Here is a 19,471-nt window from a genome sequence, read left to right as displayed (position 1 = left end):
CAGTGATGAATCGGGGACTAAAAATTTTGTTTGCCATTGGACTGGCCATGTTGACGTTAGCCGGTCACGTACCGACGGCTGCCGCGGATTCCGTAGGCTATACCGTTAAAGCGTCGTTACCCAGTAATCAGTTGAACAAGCAGGCCGGCTACTTTGACCTACTGACACAACCCCGGGCGCAACAACACCTGACGATTTATATTACGAACACCAGTAACCGCCAGCAATCATTCAATGTCAGTGTGACCCAAGCCATCACCAACGATAACGGGGTGATCGACTACAGTCAGCTCAAGCCACAGTTGGATCAATCGCTGAAGGTCGGCATCAAAGACATTTTCAGTCGGGCGTCCAACCAGAAGGTCACGGTCCCAGCTAATGCCCGGAAACAAGTGACGCTCACCTATACGATGCCCGCCAAACGGCTCCGGGGAATGATTCTCGGTGGCGTGTATGTGGAACAGGTTCCCGACAAAACGAAAAAGCCAACGGCTCACTTTACCATCCAAAATGCCTTTGCCTATGCAATCGGCATCGAGTTGCAAGAGAGTCGCCAGCCAGTAGCGCCGAACCTGTTACTACATCAGATTCAAGCGACACAGATCAACCGCCGCAATTTTGTGACGGCCAATCTGCAAAACCCTGAGCCAGGCATTATGCAAAAACTGAAGATCAATGCGCGAGTTACCAAGGTCGGCGCGACCCAGACCCTCATCCGGCAACAGCAGAGTGGGCTGGGGATGGCGCCCAACAGTAACTTTAACTTTGGGATTCCGTGGGGGACCCAGAACTTACCGGCGGGGCAGTACACCCTGCATCTAACGGCCCAAGCTGGCAAACGAGATTGGCAGTTTACCCGTAACTTCACCATTGCGAACCGCACCGTCAAGCGGATGAACAAGACCGTCTTGACGCCAACGCAGCAGCCTAACTACTGGTTGTATGCTTTATTAGGCCTGTTGATTGCTTTATTGTTAGCAATCATTGGCTACCTGTGGTATCGCAATCGGCACCAAAAATCAGCGAAATAGGAGGGATTGGCGTTGTTGAAATGGTGGCTGAGCGCTAGCTTGATTCTACTAGTCGTTTGCCTTGGCAGCGTGGTTGCGCACGCCGATGCGGATTACACGAGGGCACTCCAAAAAGTACCGCAGGGCATTCGCCTAAATCGGCCAGATCCGTTTGTCACGACGAAAACGACTGATAAGAGCTCGGCAACCGTCGTTGAGGGCACCAATCCACAGTCTCCCGGCACCGAAGCGGCCAAGTTGACCACGGGTCCCAACCAATTTGGGGCGTTGTGGTCAACGACCGTGGGGGCGCTGAACCTGACGCAGAACCAAACGCTACGGATGTGGCTGTACCTGGGTGATCAGGACGCCCAAGCCGGTGATGGCTTAGCGTTTGTCTTGCAAAATGATCCGGCCGCATTGGCCGCCATGCCAGGTGGTAAAGTTAGTGGTCAGATTCCCGGTGAAACGCTGGGCGTCTGGGCCAAAGATACCGACGCCACCGAGGCTTCAGCGGTCAACCTGGCAAAGTCCGCCATTCAGAACAGCTGGGCGCTGGAGTTCGACACGCACTTCAACGACCAGCCGGACAATCGGCCGGCAGGCAAGGCAAATGCCTTTGATACCAACTATCCGGCGGTACACATCGCATCCAATTATCCCGCCCAACCTACGACTTACGTGCAACATTTTTTACCGGCAACCAACTTCTTCGGGGCGTTTCTCGGACAGAAAGATTATTTTTATAGCATGACGCACAATGGCCTGATTGCCAATGTTAATGAGCCCGATTTCTTGTCGAATGGTCAGTGGCACCACCTCACCTTGAAGTGGGCGGCTAAGGCCGAAACCATGACTTATACCTTTGACGACCGGGATCCGCTGACCAATGAACGGCAACCAGGCGTCAGCCAATCGGCGCGGATCATGCCGTCTAAAATTGATCCGAACAAGACCGGAAAAGTCCGCTGGGGATTGACGTCTGCGAGCAGTCGGTATTTTGAAAATAACCTCGTTGTTTTGGAAAATGTTCCCAGTCTAATCGATGCGACGAGCCAGGCAACGTTAACTGATTTAACGCGGCGGCGGACGATTCAAACCGGGGATCAGGTCCTCAGCAACGACCGGTTATTGCTGGAGTACCAGCTGACCTACCACGGTGGCAACCAACCATGGTCAGATGTTCGCACCGATTTAAAAATCCCCGAGAATTTTGACGTGACGGATGGTCAACTGATTTATGCCGACGGAACGGCCCAGTCGCTAGATGTAGCGGCTATTCAGGAGGGCCGGTTACCGGTTCAACTGGCAAAACAGCTGAACGTGGCAAACCCGACGGCGACAATCAGGTTGACTGGGCACGCAGCCAATGCCACCCAAACCCACAAAGTTCCGGCAACGACCAGTACGTTTACCTCTCCGGATCTGGTTAGTGCCGCGGATGCACCGGACTTTATCATCAATCCGAGAACCGATCTTGAGCTACGCGTGACGAGCGACAATCCCGTCGCTCTGAAGGTCGGTCAGGATACCACGGTCAGGGGACACGTGGGTATTCTGACGTCAGAGGCCCAGCAGCCTGGGGTGGTCGTCACCCCGGTGCTCAACGGGCAGACGCTCAAAGAACAAGTTGTCGGCCAAGATGGCACGTTTCAGGTACCGTTAACTGCCGCGCAACTCCAAGGCGGAACCAACCGTCTGAAGTTGGTGGCACGCACGGAACAAGGCGATGCTTCACGCCCAGTCACCCTCGTTTTAACGGTGGCGGGTAACTTAACATTTGCGAGTATTTCCCCGAGTGAGAGCTTCCAAGCCGCCCGATTAACTGGACGGGCACAGCGGGTCAAACGCGCCGGAGAATGGCGCTTAGCGATTCGCGATACCCGGGGGACGAGCGAACGCTGGACGCTATCAGCGCAGGCCTCAGCGTTTACCGCCCAGGATGGTCGGGTCATGGCCGGTTATCCAGTGTACGTGACGCCCTACCAAACGATACCGATTGGTCCAACGCCGACACCCGTTCTGTCACACGTGACGGACGACAGCGTCAACGATGGGCTGGTCGATGTGGCCGGTAGCTGGACACCGCAAACGGGTGTGTTCTTGCACATCCAGAGCAGCTCCAGCCAAGGTCGCTACCAGGGAACGCTCACGTGGTCACTGGCCAATGCACCAGGCTAGAGGAACCGGATGCCACGTTAAAACCAAACAGTCAACACGGAATGTCGCGGGTACGCTTTGACCCCGTAAAGGCAGCCACAGACGACTACCGGTTAACTACTCAGTAAGCAGCTAACTGCCAACGTGACCGGGTGCCCGTCTGGAAGTGGCAAGTCCAATAGTTTATGTCCCCAAAAGCAGTCGTCCGTAAAAGGGCGGCTGTTTTTGGTGTTCGGGATAAAAAAACAAGTCGGAGACTGTCATCGTGGAGATGAACAGTCTTCGGCTTGTTTTGGGTTAAATGGTTAATTTTGAGGAATCATTGTGACGAAAGAGTGGTTAATACATGATTGGACTTTCTTACCAATTGGTTAATCTGCTCGAACTATAGTTGGTCGCAGAGATTCCAATCAGAAATAGGTTAAACAAACATGAGTTGAAGGGTCTCGGTGGCCAAACATTCAGAGTTGAATGGACTGAATACCGATTGATGATAGCAGAGAGCCCGACCCAAAATAGGTTAAACAAGTGTGAGCCGCAGGGCTGGGAAAATGGGCTAGTCGTGGGAGTGACCAGAGTCGCGCCAAGGTGCCCGGCTGTGTCGATGGTCTTGGCTGGAGATCTTTTCCAGCCTAGTCCATGGGGCAACCTTTGAGACCGATTCTTGGCTCAAAGTTGAGGTGGAAGCCCGTCCTTTGGCTGGAACCGACCCCACAGCAGGGCGCCTTGAGCTCACCGGCGGGAACGGACGCGACGAAGCCCATTTTCACCAGCCCGGAGGCGCAGTTCAACGACCAGTTTAACCCATTAACCTATTTCAGCAAGGAAGTGATTAGGCGTTCGTAAATGGTGATAAACCGGTGGTACATGTCCAGATCCACGTACTCGTTAACCTGGTGCGCGGTAATGTTACCGGGTCCAAAGACAATCACGTCGATGTCCGGATTGAACGCCAGGAAGGAAGAGGCGTCGGTGCCACCGGGAACGCCAATCAATGGCAATTTCTGTTGCAGCACGTCTTCAGCAATTTGCTTGGCCGTGGTGACGAGTTCAGTGTCTTCCATGGTGTGCATTGGCCGTAAGTCACTGAGAATGTCCAAACTGAGGTCGGCGCCTTGCGCGTTGATGTCAGCGATGATTTGCTTGATAGCGGCAGTGATGTCGGCGTTTGGCAGTTCGGGGATGGTCCGGATCTTCACGGATAAGTCGGCACTGGCCGGTACCGTGTTGATCTGCTCGCCACCCTTGATGACCGTTACAACCGGCGTGATGGCGCCCAGAACGGGGTTACGGTAATTCTTGATGCTGTCAAAGTAAGCTTCTTCCTTTTGGTAGAAGGTCATCAGTGGCGTGATGGCGTTCTTGCCGATTTCAGGCATAGAGCTGTGGGCAGCGACCCCCTTAGAATGAACGGTGTAGGTCAGTGAGCCCTTGTGCGCCAGTTCAATGAAGTGTTGTTCATTGGTCTGGTTGGCGGCTAACAGCGCCTTGGCACCGGCCTCGTCGCTTTGCAGCATGTGTTGAATCTGCTTTTGAAGTAGGAGTTGTTTGTGAGCCCCGCTAGGTTCGCCGACAATCAACGTGTCGAGGTCATTGGCGTAGCCGGCCTCACCGAGTTGTTGGGCACCGTATTGGCCGTATTCTTCACCGACCGTGGCCATGAAACGCAACGTACCGTGTAATGGCACATTTTGTTCTTTCAAATTGATCATGGCAAAGACGCCGGCCATCAAGCCAGACTTCATGTCGGAGGTTCCTCGGCCAATCATGTTGTTGTCTTTGATGGTCGCGGAAAGGGCTTCTACTTGCCATTTAGCAGCGTCACCGAGAGCAACGATGTCTTCATGACCATCAAAACCAACAACGGGACCGTTGCCGTCACCGATTTCGGCAACCAGGCTGACCCGGTCAGGTTCGTAGGCAATCAATTTACTGTCGATCCCGTGCTTCTTCAGCAGATCGGCTAGGTAGTCAGCAACCAGTTTTTCGTGGCCGTTGACCGTGTTTAATTTAATAACGTCGCTTAGTGCTTGGACGACTTCATCCATAATATATTCCACCTTAGATTTTGTTTTTTGAGTTAGATTCGGCATTGTCGGCCGCTTCCGGGCTGGTAAAATGGTGTGCGCATTGTCGCTCCCGGCGGCGGGCTCAAGGTGCCCTGCTATGGGGTCGGTTTCAGCCTAAGGTGCGGGCTTCCACCTCAACTTTGAGCCAAAGGGCGGTCTCAAAGCTTGTCCCGTGCTCTAACCTGAGAAGGACACTCAGCTAAGAGCACCGACACAGCTGGGCACCTTGGCCCGCCTCTGGTCACTAACATTAGCGGTCAATTTTACCAATTCTGCGACTGACGTGAATCTAACTCGTTAATGTTCGATTTATCTATTGAAAATAGTTCTACTTAACAGCATGTCCTTATTTTCCAGTTGAAAGGGTTGCCCCTGATTAATTTAGGGGCAACTTGAAAGCAATAGTTGGCAGCTAATCAGGAGATAGTCTCCCAGTGGAAGTGGTCATATTTTCAGGTGCAACCCAATTGACCACCCCAAGCATCAGATACTATGACTGATTAAGGAAAAGAACTATTGTACTCAACTTGATTACAGCACTTTTTGGGGGAGGGGTCAAGAATGTCCGCAGTTAAATATCGTCGATCACGTCAATGACCTCGTACGTGGCGAATTTCCCGAGCTCGAGGAGAAAATCGGTGAGCATGTGGCGGGTAGGAAAGGCGCCTTCCAGGAGGTAGTCAAACTTGCCCGTCGTCCGGTAATGGTGGCGAAAAGTGTTGTGGTGCCGCTTAACAAACGCCAAATAAGCCGCTTGTTGCGGGGCTTGCACGGCCACCTGAATGAAGACCTGTCGCGGTAATCCCAGTTTATCCAAATCGACCTCAATCGTGTATTTAGAAATGATCTTGGCGTCTTCCAGCCGTTGAATCCGCGCGGCAACGGCGGGAGCGGTGAGGTGGACGATTTGCGCCAGATGGCTGACCTTGACGCGACTGTCCCGGTTGAGAGCTTTAATAATGGCAATATCAATTTCGTCTGGCATGGTGAACACCTTGTTTTCTAAGTTTTTCGGGCTAAAAGCCTTTTGTTTCAATATTAACAGTCGTCGCTTTAACGTGTAAAGTAGACGTTATCGCTTTTGGAAATTTGTAAGCCGTTTGCTTCGGTAATCCCAGAAACATTAGTATAATTGGATTTACGTTAGTCCGCCTTACCGGGCAATGAAAATGGATTGGAACGCGGTGGGGAGGACGCCAGAAGCCTGAGGAGCGGTCTTCTGACTTGCTTTGAGCCGAAGTACGCGTCTCAAAGACACCATTTACTGCGCTGCGCTTCGTAAATCCCACGGCTGAATCCATTTTCATTGCCCTCACGGCTACGCAGTAAGTCCCATTAAACTAATTATGGGACTGTGATTGCTGGTTGGTAATTGACTGTCGAGGTAGTCGGAGTATTTGTTAAGTAAAAGGAGCTGCAGGTAATTAGACTACATGGCAGTGATTTTAGCTAATTAACAGATGCAAGATTAAACGGTAATGAATGAGACGATTGCTAGTGAGCATGAGTGATCAACGTCAGTGACCAGAGGCGGGCCAAAGTGTCCAGCTGTGTCGGTGGTCTTGGCTGGGGTATTTGCCCAGCCTAGTCCACGGGACAACCTTTGCGACCGGTTTTCAGGCGCGAAGTTGAGGCGGAAGCCCGTTCTTTGGCTGAAACCGACCCCACAGCAGGGCGCTTTGAGCCCGCCGGCGGGAACGGCAAATTGATCAGTCACCGAATGACATGAGATGAGTAGAAGAGGTTGGAGGGGTACTATTGATTGAATTTAAGAACGTTACCAAGCGTTACGCCAAGAACCAAGCCCTAGACGACTTGAACTTGACCATACCGACGGGCGATTTTTTTGTACTCGTGGGTCCCAGCGGGAGTGGGAAGACCACGACGCTGAAGATGTTGAACCGGTTGATTGAACCGACCGGCGGCGACATCTACTTTAATGATAAACGGATTATTGATTATGACATCAAACAGTTACGTCAACAAATGGGCTATGTGTTGCAAAATATTGCGCTCTTCCCCAATTTAAACATTCAAGAAAACATTGCGATTCAGGCGGAGTCGTTGGGCTGGCCACGGAAGGAACGAATCGAACGAGCACGGGCGCTACTGAAGCAGGTCGACCTGGACCCCGACAAGTACGCCACGCGGATGCCTAGCGAGCTTTCCGGTGGGGAACAACAGCGGGTCGGTATCATCCGGGCGCTGGCCATCAAACCCAAGGTCGTCTTGATGGACGAACCGTTTAGCGCGCTGGACCCCATTTCTCGTAAACAGCTGCAGGACCTGGTCTTACAGCTACATCAAGAGCTTAACATGACCTTCGTCTTCGTCACCCACGACATGCACGAGGCTCTCAGATTGGGTCAACACATTGCGGTGATGCGACTGGGTCACATTCAACAGATTGGGACGGGCGAAGCTATCATGCAGCATCCGGCCAATGATTTTGTGCGCGGCTTTTTTGAAAATGAACACACACCACGGCCGGCCACGATTCAGGATTTGGTGGTCAAGGGGTATGGTCAAGCGACCACTGCGGCAGCCACGCTAAAGAGCACGGCACCGGTCAGTGAACTGGCGGCGGCTCTCCAGGCGGCGGCCACGGTCGTCGTGGCGACGGACCAGGGTGCCCGTCAGCTGACGACCGCTGATGTCATCGATTATTTAGCCACGAAGGAGGCGGACTAGTTGGCCCAAATTATGCATATTTTACAAACGCAGGGTGGCGACATTCTTCACGCGATTGGCCAACACATTGGTCTGTCACTGATTTCACTGCTGATTGCGGCCTTAATTGCGATTCCGCTGGCCATCGTCTTGATGCACCACGAACGGTGGGCCAAGGTGATGCTCCAGATTACCAGTGTGCTCCAGACGATTCCCAGCCTGGCGCTGCTGGGGATTCTGATTCCTATCGTGGGGATTGGGACGGTGCCGTCCATCATTGCCTTAGTCATTTACGCGGTGATGCCGATCTTCCAAAACACTTACTCCGGTCTGACCACCATCGACCCCAACTTGGAAGAGGCGGCAACGGCGTTTGGTTTGTCGCGGCGGATGAAACTCTTTCGGATTGAGCTGCCCTTAGCGTTGCCGATGATTATTTCCGGGATTCGCATTGCCACGGTCATGATCATTGGGACCGCCACGCTGGCCGCCTTGATTGGCGCCGGTGGGTTGGGGACCTACATTCTGTTGGGAATTGAAACCAACAACAACGCGCTCCTGATTATCGGGGCCGTGCTGTCGGCGGCGTTGGCACTGATTTTTGGCGCCGGCATCGACTGGCTGGGCAAGCTGTCGTTTAAAAAGGCAGGAATTGTCCTGTTGACGCTGGTCGTCCTGATTGGCGGCTTTGCGGGTTACCGGAAGCTAGCCAATCCCCAAACGCAAATCACGATTGCCGGGAAAATGGGCAGTGAACCAGAAATTTTAATCAATATGTATAAGGATTTAATTGAACACGACCATCCCAACATGCAGGTGTCCACGAAGGCCAACTTTGGGGGGACCTCCTTCCTGTTTAAGGCGCTGAAGTCGGGGTCCATCGACATTTACCCCGAGTTTACCGGGACCGTTCTGGAGTCGCTGATCAAGGGCGACAAGCTGGCGAGTCACAATCCAGCCAAGACCTATCAGGTGGCGAAGAACGGCTTGAAATCGCAGTACCAGATGGCCTATCTCAAGCCGATGAGCTATCAAAATGGCTATGACCTAGCTGTGACGAAGCAGTTTGCCAAGAAGTACAATCTGAAGACGGTGTCTGATTTAGTCGCCGTTGAGGGCAAAATCCACGCGGGTTTTGACCCCGATTTCTATCAACTCAAGGATGGTTATCCAGGGTTACGCAAGGCTTACGGGTTGAACTTCGCCAGTGCGAAGACCATGGAGCCGTCGATTCGCTACAAGGCCATCGCCAATGGTAAGGTCAACCTGGTCGACGGCTATACCACCGACCCCGAGATTCGCGAATATCACCTGGTCGTGTTAAAGGATAACAAGCGCTTCTTCCCACCATATCAAGGCGCGCCGCTGATGACGGAAAAGTTATTGACGGCACATCCCGAGCTACGGACCACACTGAATAAACTGGCGGGGAAAGTTTCCACGACAGACATGCAGCAGATGAACTACAAGGTGACGGTCAAGCACGAAAAGGCCGCCACGGTGGCGCGAGATTATTTGCGGAGCCATGGGTTGTTGGACTAATAGAGAGACTGAAAGCGATTCTCCCTTGACAGAAATGCGCCCTAGCCGTAAGATTATCATTAATTTCTAATATGTCTGTCATAAATAAAGCTAGGAGAAGAGTAGTGGCGTTGTCGTTGTGCAGTGAGCCCGAGTCAGTGCAAACGGGTCTGCGACCAACCATGAAGATGAGCTCCCAATAGCTATCAAGCGGTTCACGCTGCTTGGTCGGTAGGAACCGTTAACTTTCCGGGTATCAATCGGTACCGGTGAGGCAAAGTCTGCGAGGGCCTTGTGAATTAGGGTGGTAAAACGACGCGATCGTCCCTTGAACTAAGGAATTAGTTTGGGGGATGAGCGCGTTTTTTGTTACCGTGACGGATGTTAGAAAATTGGTGAGGACTAACTTGCTGGACTGGCAATGGGCGTAAAGTCACGGGGCCAGTCGAACTAGTTAGTCGGTGATTTAATCTAGGAGGAAAACCTTTATGACGACAACGACTAAAACGAACTTTCCGTACCGCTACGATGTTGTAGGCAGCCTGTTACGGCCAGCCAAGTTGAAACAAGCACGGGCTGAATTTGCCCAAGGGGCCATTGATGCAGAACAATTGCAGACGATTCGACACGCGGAGACCAAGCGGGTCGTGCAAAAGCAGATTGATCTGGGGTTGAAGGCCGTGACCGATGGCGAATTTAACCGTAGTTGGTGGCACCTGGACTTTCTCTGGGGACTGACGGGGGTCGGCCACTACGATTACAAACAAAGTTATAAATTTCATGGCAGTAAGACCCGGACCGACAACGCCGATTTGGTTGGCAAGATTGCCTTTAATCCGGATCACCCCTTCTTCGAGAGTTTTCAGTACTTACAAAGCCTGGTGCCAGCTGATGTGCTGGTTAAGCAGACTATCCCGTCCCCAACCATGTTGTTCCGGGATAACCGCAGTGACAACTGGCATGAATTCTATGCAACCTGGGATGCCTACCTGGATGACCTGGCCAAGGCGTACCATGAAACGATTTTGCATTTCTATGAACTCGGTTGCCGGTACATTCAACTCGATGACACGACGTGGGCTTTTCTGATCAGCAAGCTCAACGCGACGGCCGACGACGTGACGGCGCACCAGACCTACGTGAACCTGGCCCAGGATGCCGTTCACGTCATCAACACGTTACTGGAAGGCTTACCAGCCGATTTGACGGTGACGACCCACATTTGCCGGGGGAATTTCAAATCAACGTATCTCTTCTCGGGTAGCTACGACGACGTGGCCGATTACCTGGCTCAGCTGCACTACGACGGCTTGTTCCTGGAATACGACAGCGAACGGGCAGGAAGTTTTACGCCGTTAGCAAAGATTTGGAACCACGATGCCAACAAGCGCCTGGTCCTTGGCCTGATCACGTCCAAGTTCCCCGAACTAGAGGATAAGGCGGCGGTCAAGGCCCGTATCGCAGACGCTGCCAAACAGGTGCCATTAGACAACCTGGCCATCTCCACACAATGTGGGTTTGCCTCCACGGAAGAGGGCAATGCGTTAACGGAAGACCAACAATGGGCCAAGCTCAACTTGGTTAAGGAAATCGCCGAGGACGTCTGGCCGGAAGCGTAAATTCGATAGGTTAATTGATTAAGTGAGCGAAGAAATTAATGATTTCTCGCTCCTTTTTTACGCAGAAAATTATGGAAACGTGAGCAATTTTGAGGGTTAAGTCGTTGCAGTTGGGAGGTAAGAAAGGCAACAGAGAATTAGTAAATCTGAGTAAACTCGGTCTCCGATACGGCTGCCATAACGTTCAATCTTAGCCGGAGGAAGCCAGGACGGAGCCAGCTGTGTCGAGGGTGTTGGCCGGCGTCCTTGGCCGGCTTACAGCCTGGGGCAACCTTTTAGACTTGTGGGCTTCAAGACTAAAAGTTGAGGTGGGAGCCTGAACTTTGGCGGAAACCGACCCCACAGCAGGCGCAGTCCTGGAAGCCGCAGGCGGAATAGTATAACTATCGTAATGGCAACCCCGGGGGACTTTACACAGGATTTACAGGGTCAACATCTTACCGTTACATAGGCCGCGTACACTAAGTCCAGACTCAAAAAGGGGAGTGGCAAAATGTCAATTGAGTTAAAAGCATTAGGGAAAGAGTATACGGCCGGTAATTGGGTGCTAGAGGATGTGAGTGCCCACATTGAAAGCGGCGAGTTTTTTGCCATCGTCGGGCCTTCTGGCTGTGGTAAAAGCACGCTGCTGCGGATGATTGCGGGCTTGATTCCGATTTCTGCTGGTGAATTACAAATTGACGACCAGGTCGCAACCAACCTGCCGCCCAAGGACCGCAAGCTCACCATGGTTTTTCAAAGCTATGCGTTGTTCCCATTTTTATCGGTCACCGACAATGTGGCCTTTGGATTGAAGGCTCGGAAATTTCCGGCCGATGAGATTAAGAAACGGGTCGACAAGGCCATTGACTTGGTCAACTTAAACGAGTTTAAAGACCGTAAGCCGCGTGACCTGTCTGGTGGGCAACGCCAGCGGGTCGCATTGGCCCGAGCCATTGCCAGCGACGTCAAGATTTGTTTAATGGACGAACCCCTGTCCAACTTGGACGCCCAACTGCGAATCAAGATGCGCACGGAACTGCGGAACCTCCAGCGGGAGTTGGGGTTGACCGTCATCTACGTCACCCACGATCAGGTGGAGGCGATGACCATGGCCGACCACATCATGGTGTTACACAACCACGAGATTCAACAGATTGGCACGCCCCTCGACATTTACAATCAGCCAGCCAACACCTTTGTGGCCAGCTTCTTTGGGACGCCGCGGATGAACCTCTTGCCCGCTCGCGTCGAAGCCGATAAGGAACTTTTGTTAGCCAACACCTTGAAATTAAGTGTTCCCGAACCTTTACCCGTGGCGGATTATGTGGTCGGTATCCGGCCCAACGCCTTGCGCCTCTTACCACAAGGTGCCGGCGAACCCAACGCGCAGGTGAAGACCGTGGAGTACCTGGGATCCGAAATCATTTTGGAAGCCGAACTCGCGGATGGAACGCCACTGGAGCTGGTCGCTGCGGCCAAGGACCAGTACAACGTCGGTGATTGGCTAAGTGTCGCAATTGCTGGTCAGGCCTACGTTTTCGACCATGACGGCCAAGCCCAATTCATGGTGGAAGGGGGAACGCGTCATGCAACAGGAAATCACGCCAGCGTCCAAGCCTAGCCTAAAACCGAAAACGCTGAATCAAGCGAATGTGAAGGGGTTTAACCTCCACGTCAACGATAAATGGTATGCGCTAGCCTTTCTAGGACCATCTGTCTTGATTTTGGGTGTCTTCGTTTTCTATCCGATGTTGCGAACGCTTTATCTTAGCCTCTTTCTGACCAATAACGTTGGGCGACCAACTGTGTTTATCGGCCTGAAAAATTACGTGAACCTATTGACCTCGAGCGCTTATCAGGCCAGCCTGCAAGCCACCGCCGTCTATGTGATTGGCGTCGTGGCCTTTACCCTGATTCTCGGGTTACTACTGGCCCAAATGGCCGTCCGCAAGCTGGCGGGTATCCAGTGGTTCCGGACGATTTTCTCCGCCACCATGGGGGTCTCCGTCTCCGTCGCTGCCATTTTCTGGTTGTTCATTTTCAGCCCGTCGATTGGCCTATTTGACCAGATTGGGACCTTGTTGCATTTGCCACTGGTTCAGTGGTTGACGACGCCCGGTCCAGCTATGATTGCCGTTATCATCTCGACCGTCTGGATGAACCTGGGCTTCACCTTTCTGATTCTCTTCGGCGCCCTGCAAATGGTGCCACAACCGCTATATGAGGCGGCGGCCATCGAGGGCGCTTCGCCAAGTTATCAGTTCTTCCACGTGACCCTGCCCATGATTTCACCCACGCTCTTCTTTACGTCAACGGTCACGCTGATTGGGGCGTTCAAGAGCTTCGGGTTGATTGACCTGATGACGGCTGGAGGACCTAACAACGCGACCAACCTGATGGTCTATCAAGTCTACCGCGATGCCTTTTTAAACGGGAACTACGGCCTCGCCAGCGCTGAATCGGTCATCCTAGCCGTGATCATTGCGCTGTTTACCTTACTGCAATTCAAATTCTTAGAGAAACGGGTGACCTACTAATGATTCAGACGAAAACCCGTAAACCATTACGTTATTTGGTGCTGATTCTCTTGGCCGTCATCATCCTGGGGCCCTTTATCCTCGGCTTTTGGACCAGCTTGTTGCCAACGGCGGATATTGCCAAAGGGGCGCTGTGGAGTACCCATATTTCCTTTGCCAACTACGCCGAGGCCGTTAAGCAAACGGCCATCTTACGCTATTTACTCAATAGTTTTGTTATTTCCACGTTGACCATGGCGGCCCAGCTCCTGTTTTGTTCACTGGGCGCCTATGCCTTTGTTTTCCTGAAATTTAAGGGCCGCGACCTGTTGTTCTACCTGATTTTGGCGACGATGATGTTGCCATTTGAAGCAGAAGTCATTCCCAACTTCGCCACGGTCCGGCAGCTGAACTTGCTGAACCATTACGCCGTTATGGTGATTCCGTTTCTGACCTCAGCGTTTGGGATCTTTATGTTGCGGCAGGCCTTCCGGCAGATTCCGCCCGAATTAAAGGAAGCCGCGGACGTCGAGGGCCTGAACCACTGGCAATTCTACTGGCGGGTCACCTTACCATACGCGCGCATCAGCCTATTTACGCTGGCCGCTTACAGCTTCTTGGAGAGTTGGAACCAATACCTCTGGCCAATGTTGACCACGTTTAGCGACAAATTCCGACCCGTGCAAGACGGCCTGCGACAACTGCAGTCGCAGGAAACGTTTAACAACTGGGGTATGATTCAAGCCAGTGCCGTGATCGTCGTTGTGCCCACGCTGATTGTGCTATTCGTCGGGCAACACTACTTCAAGAATGGGCTCAATGAGGGGGCCACGAAATGACAACCAAAAATGGATCACAGCAACGCTTGTTGATTCTGGGGGCGATTCTGGTCGCCGTAATTGCTGCCTTTGCCGGGTGGTCGGTCATGAGTAAACCCGCCGCGCAGGCGCAGGGCGCTAAACGGACCAAGGTGGTCTTCTGGAACGAAATGACCGGACCTGCCCAGCAACAGTTGAATACCTTTGTGAAGGATTTCAACCAGTCACAGAGCAAGTATGAAGTGGTGTCAGAGTTTGAAGGCAACTACAACGAGGCCGTGCAAAAGATTATCAACACACATGGCACCGATGCCTCACCAGCGGTCTTTCAGTCGATGGACATTTCGACCAGTCAGATTCACCATACGGGCTACACCACGCCCGTTCAGAAGTTTATTGACGAGGACCATTACGACGTGAACCAGATTGCCGCCGGGGCGCGAGCGTTTTACGCCAACAAGGGGACCCAACTCTCCATGCCGTTCAACACCTCACAACCCGTGCTGTACTACAACGCGACGTTGCTTAAGAAATATAAGATCACGCCACCCCCAGTTAATCCGTCATACAGTGACATTACTCGGGTAGCCACGCAATTGACGGACCGGTCCCACAAGAAGGTTCAAGGCATGACGGTCGAAATTTACGGCTGGCTGTTTGAACAGTTCATGGCTAACGCCGGCGTCTCTTTGGCCAACCAGCAAGATGGTCACGCGGGGACCCCAACCGCCGTTAACTTCACCAACGCCGCCACCGTCAAGACCATGAAGTGGATTCAGGATAACCTGAAGAAAGGTGACTTTGTGAACTACGGCGCGGGTGCCAACGCGCAGAACAACGAAACGGCCAGCTTCCTGTCCGGTCGTTTGGGCATGTTTATGCAAAGTTCCGCCTCAATCGGACAATTGACCACTGGTAATCAGGATCAGTTGGGTATTACCTACTACCCACATCCGGATGGCCAGAAGAGTAACGGGGTCGCCATTGGGGGCGCGTCACTCTGGATTTCAAACGATAAGCCTAGCAACGTGCAACGGGGCGCCTGGGAGTTCATCAAGTATCTGATGACGGCGAAGAGCCAAGCCCAGTGGCAGGTTGCGACCGGCTACCTGGCCTTGAACAAAGACTCACAGAAGGAAGCCGTCTTGCAGAATCTGTACAAGAAGTTGCCCGCGACGAAGGTTCCCGGCGAACAATTACGGGCCGCCACGCCCAACGCCACCAATTCCGGTATTTTCTTACAAGGGCTGATTCAGGAACGAAACTTAACCCAAACGGCGATGGAACAGATTTATAATGGGAGTGATATTCAGAGATCATTGGCCACGGCTCAGAAGTCGATGAACGCGTACATTCAAGGCAATAACCGTGCGAATGGCTACTGAGTTAAGCAAAAATAAAATGGCAATAGGGAGCGGTAAAATGACAGTTAAAACGTTAGTATTTGGGCACCGGGGCTACCCGGCTAAGTTTCCAGAAAATAGTCTGGCAGGATTCGCCTACGGCCTGGATCACGGCATCGAGGGCTTGGAATTTGACGTGCATCTGACCAAGGATCAGGTGCCAGTGATCATGCACGACGAGCGCCTCGACCGGACCAGCGATGGGACCGGGTACATCCACGACTACACGTTGGCAGAGCTCCGCCAATTTCATTTGGCTGAAAATGAACCGATTCCCACGTTGGCTGAATTCTTAACGCTGGTCGGAACCCACGATGTGCAATTAAACCTGGAGTTCAAGACCGACAAGATTCAGTACCCCAACATTGAAAAAATTGTGATGGGCATGGTCCACGCGACGCCGTTAAAGCATCCGGTGATCTACTCCTCGTTTCATTTACCCACGTTAAAGACTTGTCAAAAACTAGCGCCTAACGAGGCTTACTGCTGGTTGACGGGCAAGCCGGTCGTGAATGCCGGGGCCTTCGTGGCCAACGAGCATCTGGCCGGACTGCACTTGAGCCATTACCAAGACGATGTGTCCGGGGATGAGCGGATTTGGACCGTGGATGATCCGAAGGAAGCGGCGGCACTGTTTCGGAAGGGTGTGGCGGGCATCTTCACCGACGATTTCGTTACCATGACCGCCCTTCGCGACGAGCTTACGGTGAATTGACGTTTTTCTTCGCTGCGCCTGCGGCTGACAGACACGGCCTCACTGTGGGGACCGCTGGAAGCCTGTGGAGCGGTCTTCCAGCTCGACTTTGAGCCTCGAAGTACACGAGTCTCAAAGCTCGTCCCGTGGTGTAAGGCCGAGAACGATCGGTCTAACACCACCGACACAGTGGGGCCGTGTCTGTCCTCCTCCGGCTCCACTGACGTCGCGTTAGTGCACCGGTGCTGGTGACTTTTGCGATTAATCTTTGCTATAAATCAAAATCTATGCCAAACGAAAACGCGCAGGATGTTCCTACGCGTTTTTTGCTTGGAATGGATTTGGCAGATCATTGGCGATCTTTTCTGCTTGGGCGACGGCTAGTTCTTGATTGACCAGCGTTTCTGCCTCTGGGGAGGTGTAGATATTGAGTTTAAATTCAATCTCCTGGAGATTCTTTTGAATGGCGGCCTGCTTGGCCAGAATTGCTTGCTGGTGTGCCTGCAAAAGTGTCCTGCGTTCAGGAATGGAGCTGGGGCCCTGCATGACGTAGGTGATGTATTGGCGAATGTCACTAATTTTCATACCCGTATCTTTTAGACAGCAAATGGTTTTGAGTAACTGAAGGTCGCCCGTGGTGAACGCCCGGTAGCCGGATGAATTGCGGCTCACGAAGGGGAGAAGCCCCTGCTTGTCGTAGAATCTGAGGGTGTAAATGGAGAGTCCGGTTTTTTCGGCCACTTCTTTGATGGTGTAGGTCAACTTTTTTCCTCCAATCGGTTGCCCTAGAGTATGGTCTAGGGTTTAGACTCATTGTAAATCAAATCATGTAGAACTGACAAGCGAGGAGAAAAGTATGCGCAAACAAATTTTAGTCACCGGGGGCAACGGCTTCCTAGCCTTACACATCATCCAAAAATTATTGGCGGCCGATTATCAGGTGCGCGCCACACTCCGGTCGTTGACGAAGGCCGCCGGTGTCCGGCAGACGTTGATTGCGGCCGGCACTGATCACGTGGAACGCTTGGAATTCATCGTGGCTGATCTGACACAGGATGCAGGTTGGAACGAGGCTATGCAAGGCATCGATGCCGTGATGAGTGTCGCCGCCCCTGTCTTTGTGAACGATAAACGGGTTACCGAGACTGTGACAACGGCCGCTACGGTGGGGACACAGCGCATTTTGCAGGCGGCATTGGCGGCCGGGGTTCAACGGGTCGTGATGACGGCGAATCTGGGGGCCGTGAGCTTTAGCAGTTTTGACCCGCAGCACGTCATCACAGAGACCGACTGGACCGCTAAGAACCAGCGCGGGCTGTCTGCCTACGAAAAATCGAAGCTGATTGCCGAGCACACGGCTTGGGACTTTGTCGCCGCTCATCCGGCGCTCGAACTAGTGACGGTCAATGCCGGTGCCATGTTGGGACCAGCGTTGGGCCAGCATGTGACCAGCAGTTTTGGCCTGGTTGAGCGCCTACTGACGGGACGACCAACGCCAAATTTAACAGTCAACGTGGTGGATGTTCGTGACGTGGCAGACATTCATGTGCGGGCGCTGGCCACACCGGCGGCAGCCAATCACCGCGTGTTGGCAGTCGAGGACGGGGCCATTTCAATGTGGGAGATGATCACGTTGATTCGCCGGGAGCGGCCTGAGTTAGCGGCCAAGTTGCCTAAACATTTACTGCCTAGCATTTTAGTAAAGGCACTGGCACCGTTCAGTCGGTCTGTACGTGAGGCGGCGCTGACCCTGAAGTTGGGCCATCGGGTCAGCAATCAACGGGCACGTGACTTGCTGGGGTGGACGCCCGTGAGTGATAATCAGACGGCCGTTCTAGCAGCAGTCGACAGCTTGCACCACATTGGAACTGTCTAAAAAACAGCGGACCCGGAAATTTTCGAGTTCGCTGTTTTCATACTTCTATTAGATTAGTCGGCAAGGACGTGCGCAAATTCTGCGCCTAACTGTTGCGCAGAGAAGGCGTAGGGGGCTAAGGCGTCGTCCGTGTTTTTGAACTGACCGTTGTCGTCCAAGGCGTCCTTTTTCAAATCGATGCGGAGGTTGTTGGTCATGATGGGCATTTTCAATCCCCGGACCACCAGTTGCATGCCCAGGGCCGCTTGAAAGCCACCGTGACCGCCGTAAGAAACCAGGCTGACGGGCTTGCCGCGCCATTCCCAGTAGAGGGTGTCGAGGGCGTTTTTCAGTGGTGCCGGGTAACCCCAATTGTATTGTGGAAACAGCAGGATAAAGGCATCATAACCCTGAATCAACGCGCTCCATTGCTTGGTGTGCGCCAGTTCGTACTGGTTGTCGGAAGGCATGGCGGCCTCATCCAGGAAGGGCAGGTCGATGGTTGCTAGGTCAATGAGATCAATATTTAGGCCGTCGTGGGCCACGTTTTGTTGGAGCCAGGTCGCGATGCTGGGACTGATTCGACTGGGACGCGTGGAGCCAATGATTAAGCCAATTTTTTTCGTCATAAAGGGTCTCCTTAAAGTTAATGGTGCAATATGCACACATCTTAGCATGGTTCTGGTATAATGGCAACATGGATAATGAAATTTTTGAAGCACTCTTTGAAATCGTGACGTTTTTCAATCAGCCCCAGCAAGACCGGCGTCTGTTAAAGCAGGCCAACCTCTCGCTGGAACCGGCCGCCCTGCCAATCATTGTGCGGGTCGGTCGCCAACCGGGAATCAGTATTGGCGAACTGGCCAACCAGATTGGGCGGAATCATTCGTCCATCAGTCGCCAGGTCGATAAGCTAGTCACAGCGGGATGGCTCGTGGAGGTCGAGCGGCGTGACCAGCGGATTCGGCAAGTCACGCTGAGCCCCCAGGGTCAACGGGCACTGTTACAAATCAAAATTGCCAGAGAAGCTGCTTTACGCGATAAACTACAGGACTATTCAAACGCCGACAAGGTTGCGCTACTGCAGGTCTTGCAGCAACTGGCAACAACCTTGACGGGGCCCGGCGAGTATCGCGAATAAATGTAGATGAGAT

16 protein-coding genes are annotated in these 19,471 nt (G+C 52.8%); 12 read left to right on the top strand and 4 right to left on the bottom strand.

What is annotated here, in order from left to right; all coding sequences use genetic code 11:
• Positions 1-5: 5 nt before the first annotated feature.
• Positions 6-1,031 (top strand): WxLIP family cell surface protein, encoded by a 1,026-nt coding sequence (locus JUF13_RS03175; protein ID WP_236002662.1) that lies wholly within the window; start codon positions 6-8, stop codon positions 1,029-1,031.
• Positions 1,032-1,043: 12 nt separating this feature from the next.
• The gene (locus JUF13_RS03170; protein WP_203637677.1) at positions 1,044-3,191 is read left to right on the top strand and encodes a WxL domain-containing protein; all 2,148 of its coding nucleotides are present in this window, start codon (positions 1,044-1,046) and stop codon (positions 3,189-3,191) included.
• Between the two features lie 791 nt (positions 3,192-3,982).
• Here JUF13_RS03170 and JUF13_RS03165 read toward each other — a convergent pair.
• Positions 3,983-5,218, bottom strand: coding sequence for an ArgE/DapE family deacylase (locus JUF13_RS03165; RefSeq protein ID WP_203637676.1), 1,236 nt, complete (start codon positions 5,216-5,218; stop codon positions 3,983-3,985).
• Between the two features lie 592 nt (positions 5,219-5,810).
• Positions 5,811-6,224, bottom strand: coding sequence for an Lrp/AsnC family transcriptional regulator (locus tag JUF13_RS03160; RefSeq protein WP_203637675.1), 414 nt, complete (start codon positions 6,222-6,224; stop codon positions 5,811-5,813).
• Positions 6,225-6,997: 773 nt separating this feature from the next.
• Here JUF13_RS03160 and JUF13_RS03155 point away from each other — a divergent pair.
• The 8 genes from JUF13_RS03155 to JUF13_RS03120 all read left to right on the top strand — a co-directional run bounded on the left by JUF13_RS03155 (position 6,998) and on the right by JUF13_RS03120 (position 16,483).
• Positions 6,998-7,930 (top strand): ABC transporter ATP-binding protein, encoded by a 933-nt coding sequence (locus JUF13_RS03155; RefSeq protein ID WP_203637674.1) that lies wholly within the window; start codon positions 6,998-7,000, stop codon positions 7,928-7,930.
• Positions 7,931-9,451, top strand: coding sequence for an ABC transporter permease/substrate-binding protein (locus JUF13_RS03150; RefSeq protein WP_308439865.1), 1,521 nt, complete (start codon positions 7,931-7,933; stop codon positions 9,449-9,451).
• A gap of 467 nt (positions 9,452-9,918) precedes the next feature.
• Positions 9,919-11,049 carry a vitamin B12 independent methionine synthase gene (locus tag JUF13_RS03145; RefSeq protein ID WP_203637673.1) on the top strand — a complete coding sequence of 377 codons (1,131 nt, stop codon included), beginning with the start codon at positions 9,919-9,921 and terminating at the stop codon, positions 11,047-11,049.
• Between the two features lie 493 nt (positions 11,050-11,542).
• Positions 11,543-12,652, top strand: coding sequence for an ABC transporter ATP-binding protein (locus tag JUF13_RS03140; RefSeq protein ID WP_203637672.1), 1,110 nt, complete (start codon positions 11,543-11,545; stop codon positions 12,650-12,652).
• Positions 12,618-13,568, top strand: coding sequence for a carbohydrate ABC transporter permease (locus JUF13_RS03135; protein WP_203637671.1), 951 nt, complete (start codon positions 12,618-12,620; stop codon positions 13,566-13,568). The genes JUF13_RS03140 and JUF13_RS03135 overlap by 35 nt, the downstream gene beginning before the upstream one ends.
• Positions 13,568-14,386, top strand: coding sequence for a carbohydrate ABC transporter permease (locus tag JUF13_RS03130; RefSeq protein WP_203637670.1), 819 nt, complete (start codon positions 13,568-13,570; stop codon positions 14,384-14,386). Before JUF13_RS03135 ends, JUF13_RS03130 begins: the two co-directional genes overlap by 1 nt.
• On the top strand, positions 14,383-15,750 hold the full coding sequence (locus tag JUF13_RS03125; protein WP_203637669.1) for an ABC transporter substrate-binding protein: 1,368 nt from the start codon (positions 14,383-14,385) through the stop codon (positions 15,748-15,750). The genes JUF13_RS03130 and JUF13_RS03125 overlap by 4 nt, the downstream gene beginning before the upstream one ends.
• Positions 15,751-15,787: 37 nt before the next feature.
• Positions 15,788-16,483 carry a glycerophosphodiester phosphodiesterase gene (locus JUF13_RS03120; protein ID WP_203637668.1) on the top strand — a complete coding sequence of 232 codons (696 nt, stop codon included), beginning with the start codon at positions 15,788-15,790 and terminating at the stop codon, positions 16,481-16,483.
• A 294-nt stretch (positions 16,484-16,777) separates the two neighbouring features.
• On the opposite strand, the gene JUF13_RS03115 is transcribed toward JUF13_RS03120, so the two are convergent.
• A complete protein-coding gene (locus tag JUF13_RS03115) occupies positions 16,778-17,224 on the bottom strand; it encodes a MerR family transcriptional regulator (protein ID WP_203637667.1) in 447 nt (148 codons plus the stop codon).
• A 94-nt stretch (positions 17,225-17,318) separates the two neighbouring features.
• Between JUF13_RS03115 and JUF13_RS03110 the strand changes: the two genes are divergently transcribed.
• Entirely contained in the window at positions 17,319-18,338 is a 1,020-nt protein-coding gene (locus tag JUF13_RS03110; protein WP_203637666.1) for an NAD-dependent epimerase/dehydratase family protein, read from the top strand.
• Positions 18,339-18,391: 53 nt separating this feature from the next.
• Here the strand turns inward: JUF13_RS03110 and JUF13_RS03105 are convergent, their stop codons facing one another.
• The gene (locus JUF13_RS03105; protein ID WP_203637665.1) at positions 18,392-18,946 is read right to left on the bottom strand and encodes an NADPH-dependent FMN reductase; all 555 of its coding nucleotides are present in this window, start codon (positions 18,944-18,946) and stop codon (positions 18,392-18,394) included.
• A 20-nt stretch (positions 18,947-18,966) separates the two neighbouring features.
• Between JUF13_RS03105 and JUF13_RS03100 the strand changes: the two genes are divergently transcribed.
• Positions 18,967-19,458, top strand: coding sequence for a MarR family winged helix-turn-helix transcriptional regulator (locus JUF13_RS03100; protein WP_236002661.1), 492 nt, complete (start codon positions 18,967-18,969; stop codon positions 19,456-19,458).
• Positions 19,459-19,471 lie beyond the last annotated feature (13 nt).

Source organism: Levilactobacillus wangkuiensis (assembly GCF_016861605.1).
GTDB classification, from domain to species: domain Bacteria; phylum Bacillota; class Bacilli; order Lactobacillales; family Lactobacillaceae; genus Levilactobacillus; species Levilactobacillus wangkuiensis.
This window is presented reverse-complemented; position numbering and strand designations above follow the sequence as displayed.

Excerpts from the sequence above, each read along its gene's own strand:
- JUF13_RS03145 (WP_203637673.1), top strand. The coding sequence starts at position 9,919 with ATGACGACAACGACTAAAACGAACTTTCCGTACCGCTACGATGTTGTA.
- JUF13_RS03140 (WP_203637672.1), top strand. The coding sequence starts at position 11,543 with ATGTCAATTGAGTTAAAAGCATTAGGGAAAGAGTATACGGCCGGTAAT.
- JUF13_RS03135 (WP_203637671.1), top strand. The coding sequence starts at position 12,618 with ATGCAACAGGAAATCACGCCAGCGTCCAAGCCTAGCCTAAAACCGAAA.
- JUF13_RS03160 (WP_203637675.1), bottom strand. The coding sequence starts at position 6,224 with ATGCCAGACGAAATTGATATTGCCATTATTAAAGCTCTCAACCGGGAC.
- JUF13_RS03165 (WP_203637676.1), bottom strand. The coding sequence starts at position 5,218 with ATGGATGAAGTCGTCCAAGCACTAAGCGACGTTATTAAATTAAACACG.
- JUF13_RS03125 (WP_203637669.1), top strand. The coding sequence starts at position 14,383 with ATGACAACCAAAAATGGATCACAGCAACGCTTGTTGATTCTGGGGGCG.
- JUF13_RS03110 (WP_203637666.1), top strand. The coding sequence starts at position 17,319 with ATGCGCAAACAAATTTTAGTCACCGGGGGCAACGGCTTCCTAGCCTTA.
- JUF13_RS03105 (WP_203637665.1), bottom strand. The coding sequence starts at position 18,946 with ATGACGAAAAAAATTGGCTTAATCATTGGCTCCACGCGTCCCAGTCGA.
- JUF13_RS03100 (WP_236002661.1), top strand. The coding sequence starts at position 18,967 with ATGGTGCAATATGCACACATCTTAGCATGGTTCTGGTATAATGGCAAC.
- JUF13_RS03175 (WP_236002662.1), top strand. The coding sequence starts at position 6 with ATGAATCGGGGACTAAAAATTTTGTTTGCCATTGGACTGGCCATGTTG.
- JUF13_RS03120 (WP_203637668.1), top strand. The coding sequence starts at position 15,788 with ATGACAGTTAAAACGTTAGTATTTGGGCACCGGGGCTACCCGGCTAAG.
- JUF13_RS03130 (WP_203637670.1), top strand. The coding sequence starts at position 13,568 with ATGATTCAGACGAAAACCCGTAAACCATTACGTTATTTGGTGCTGATT.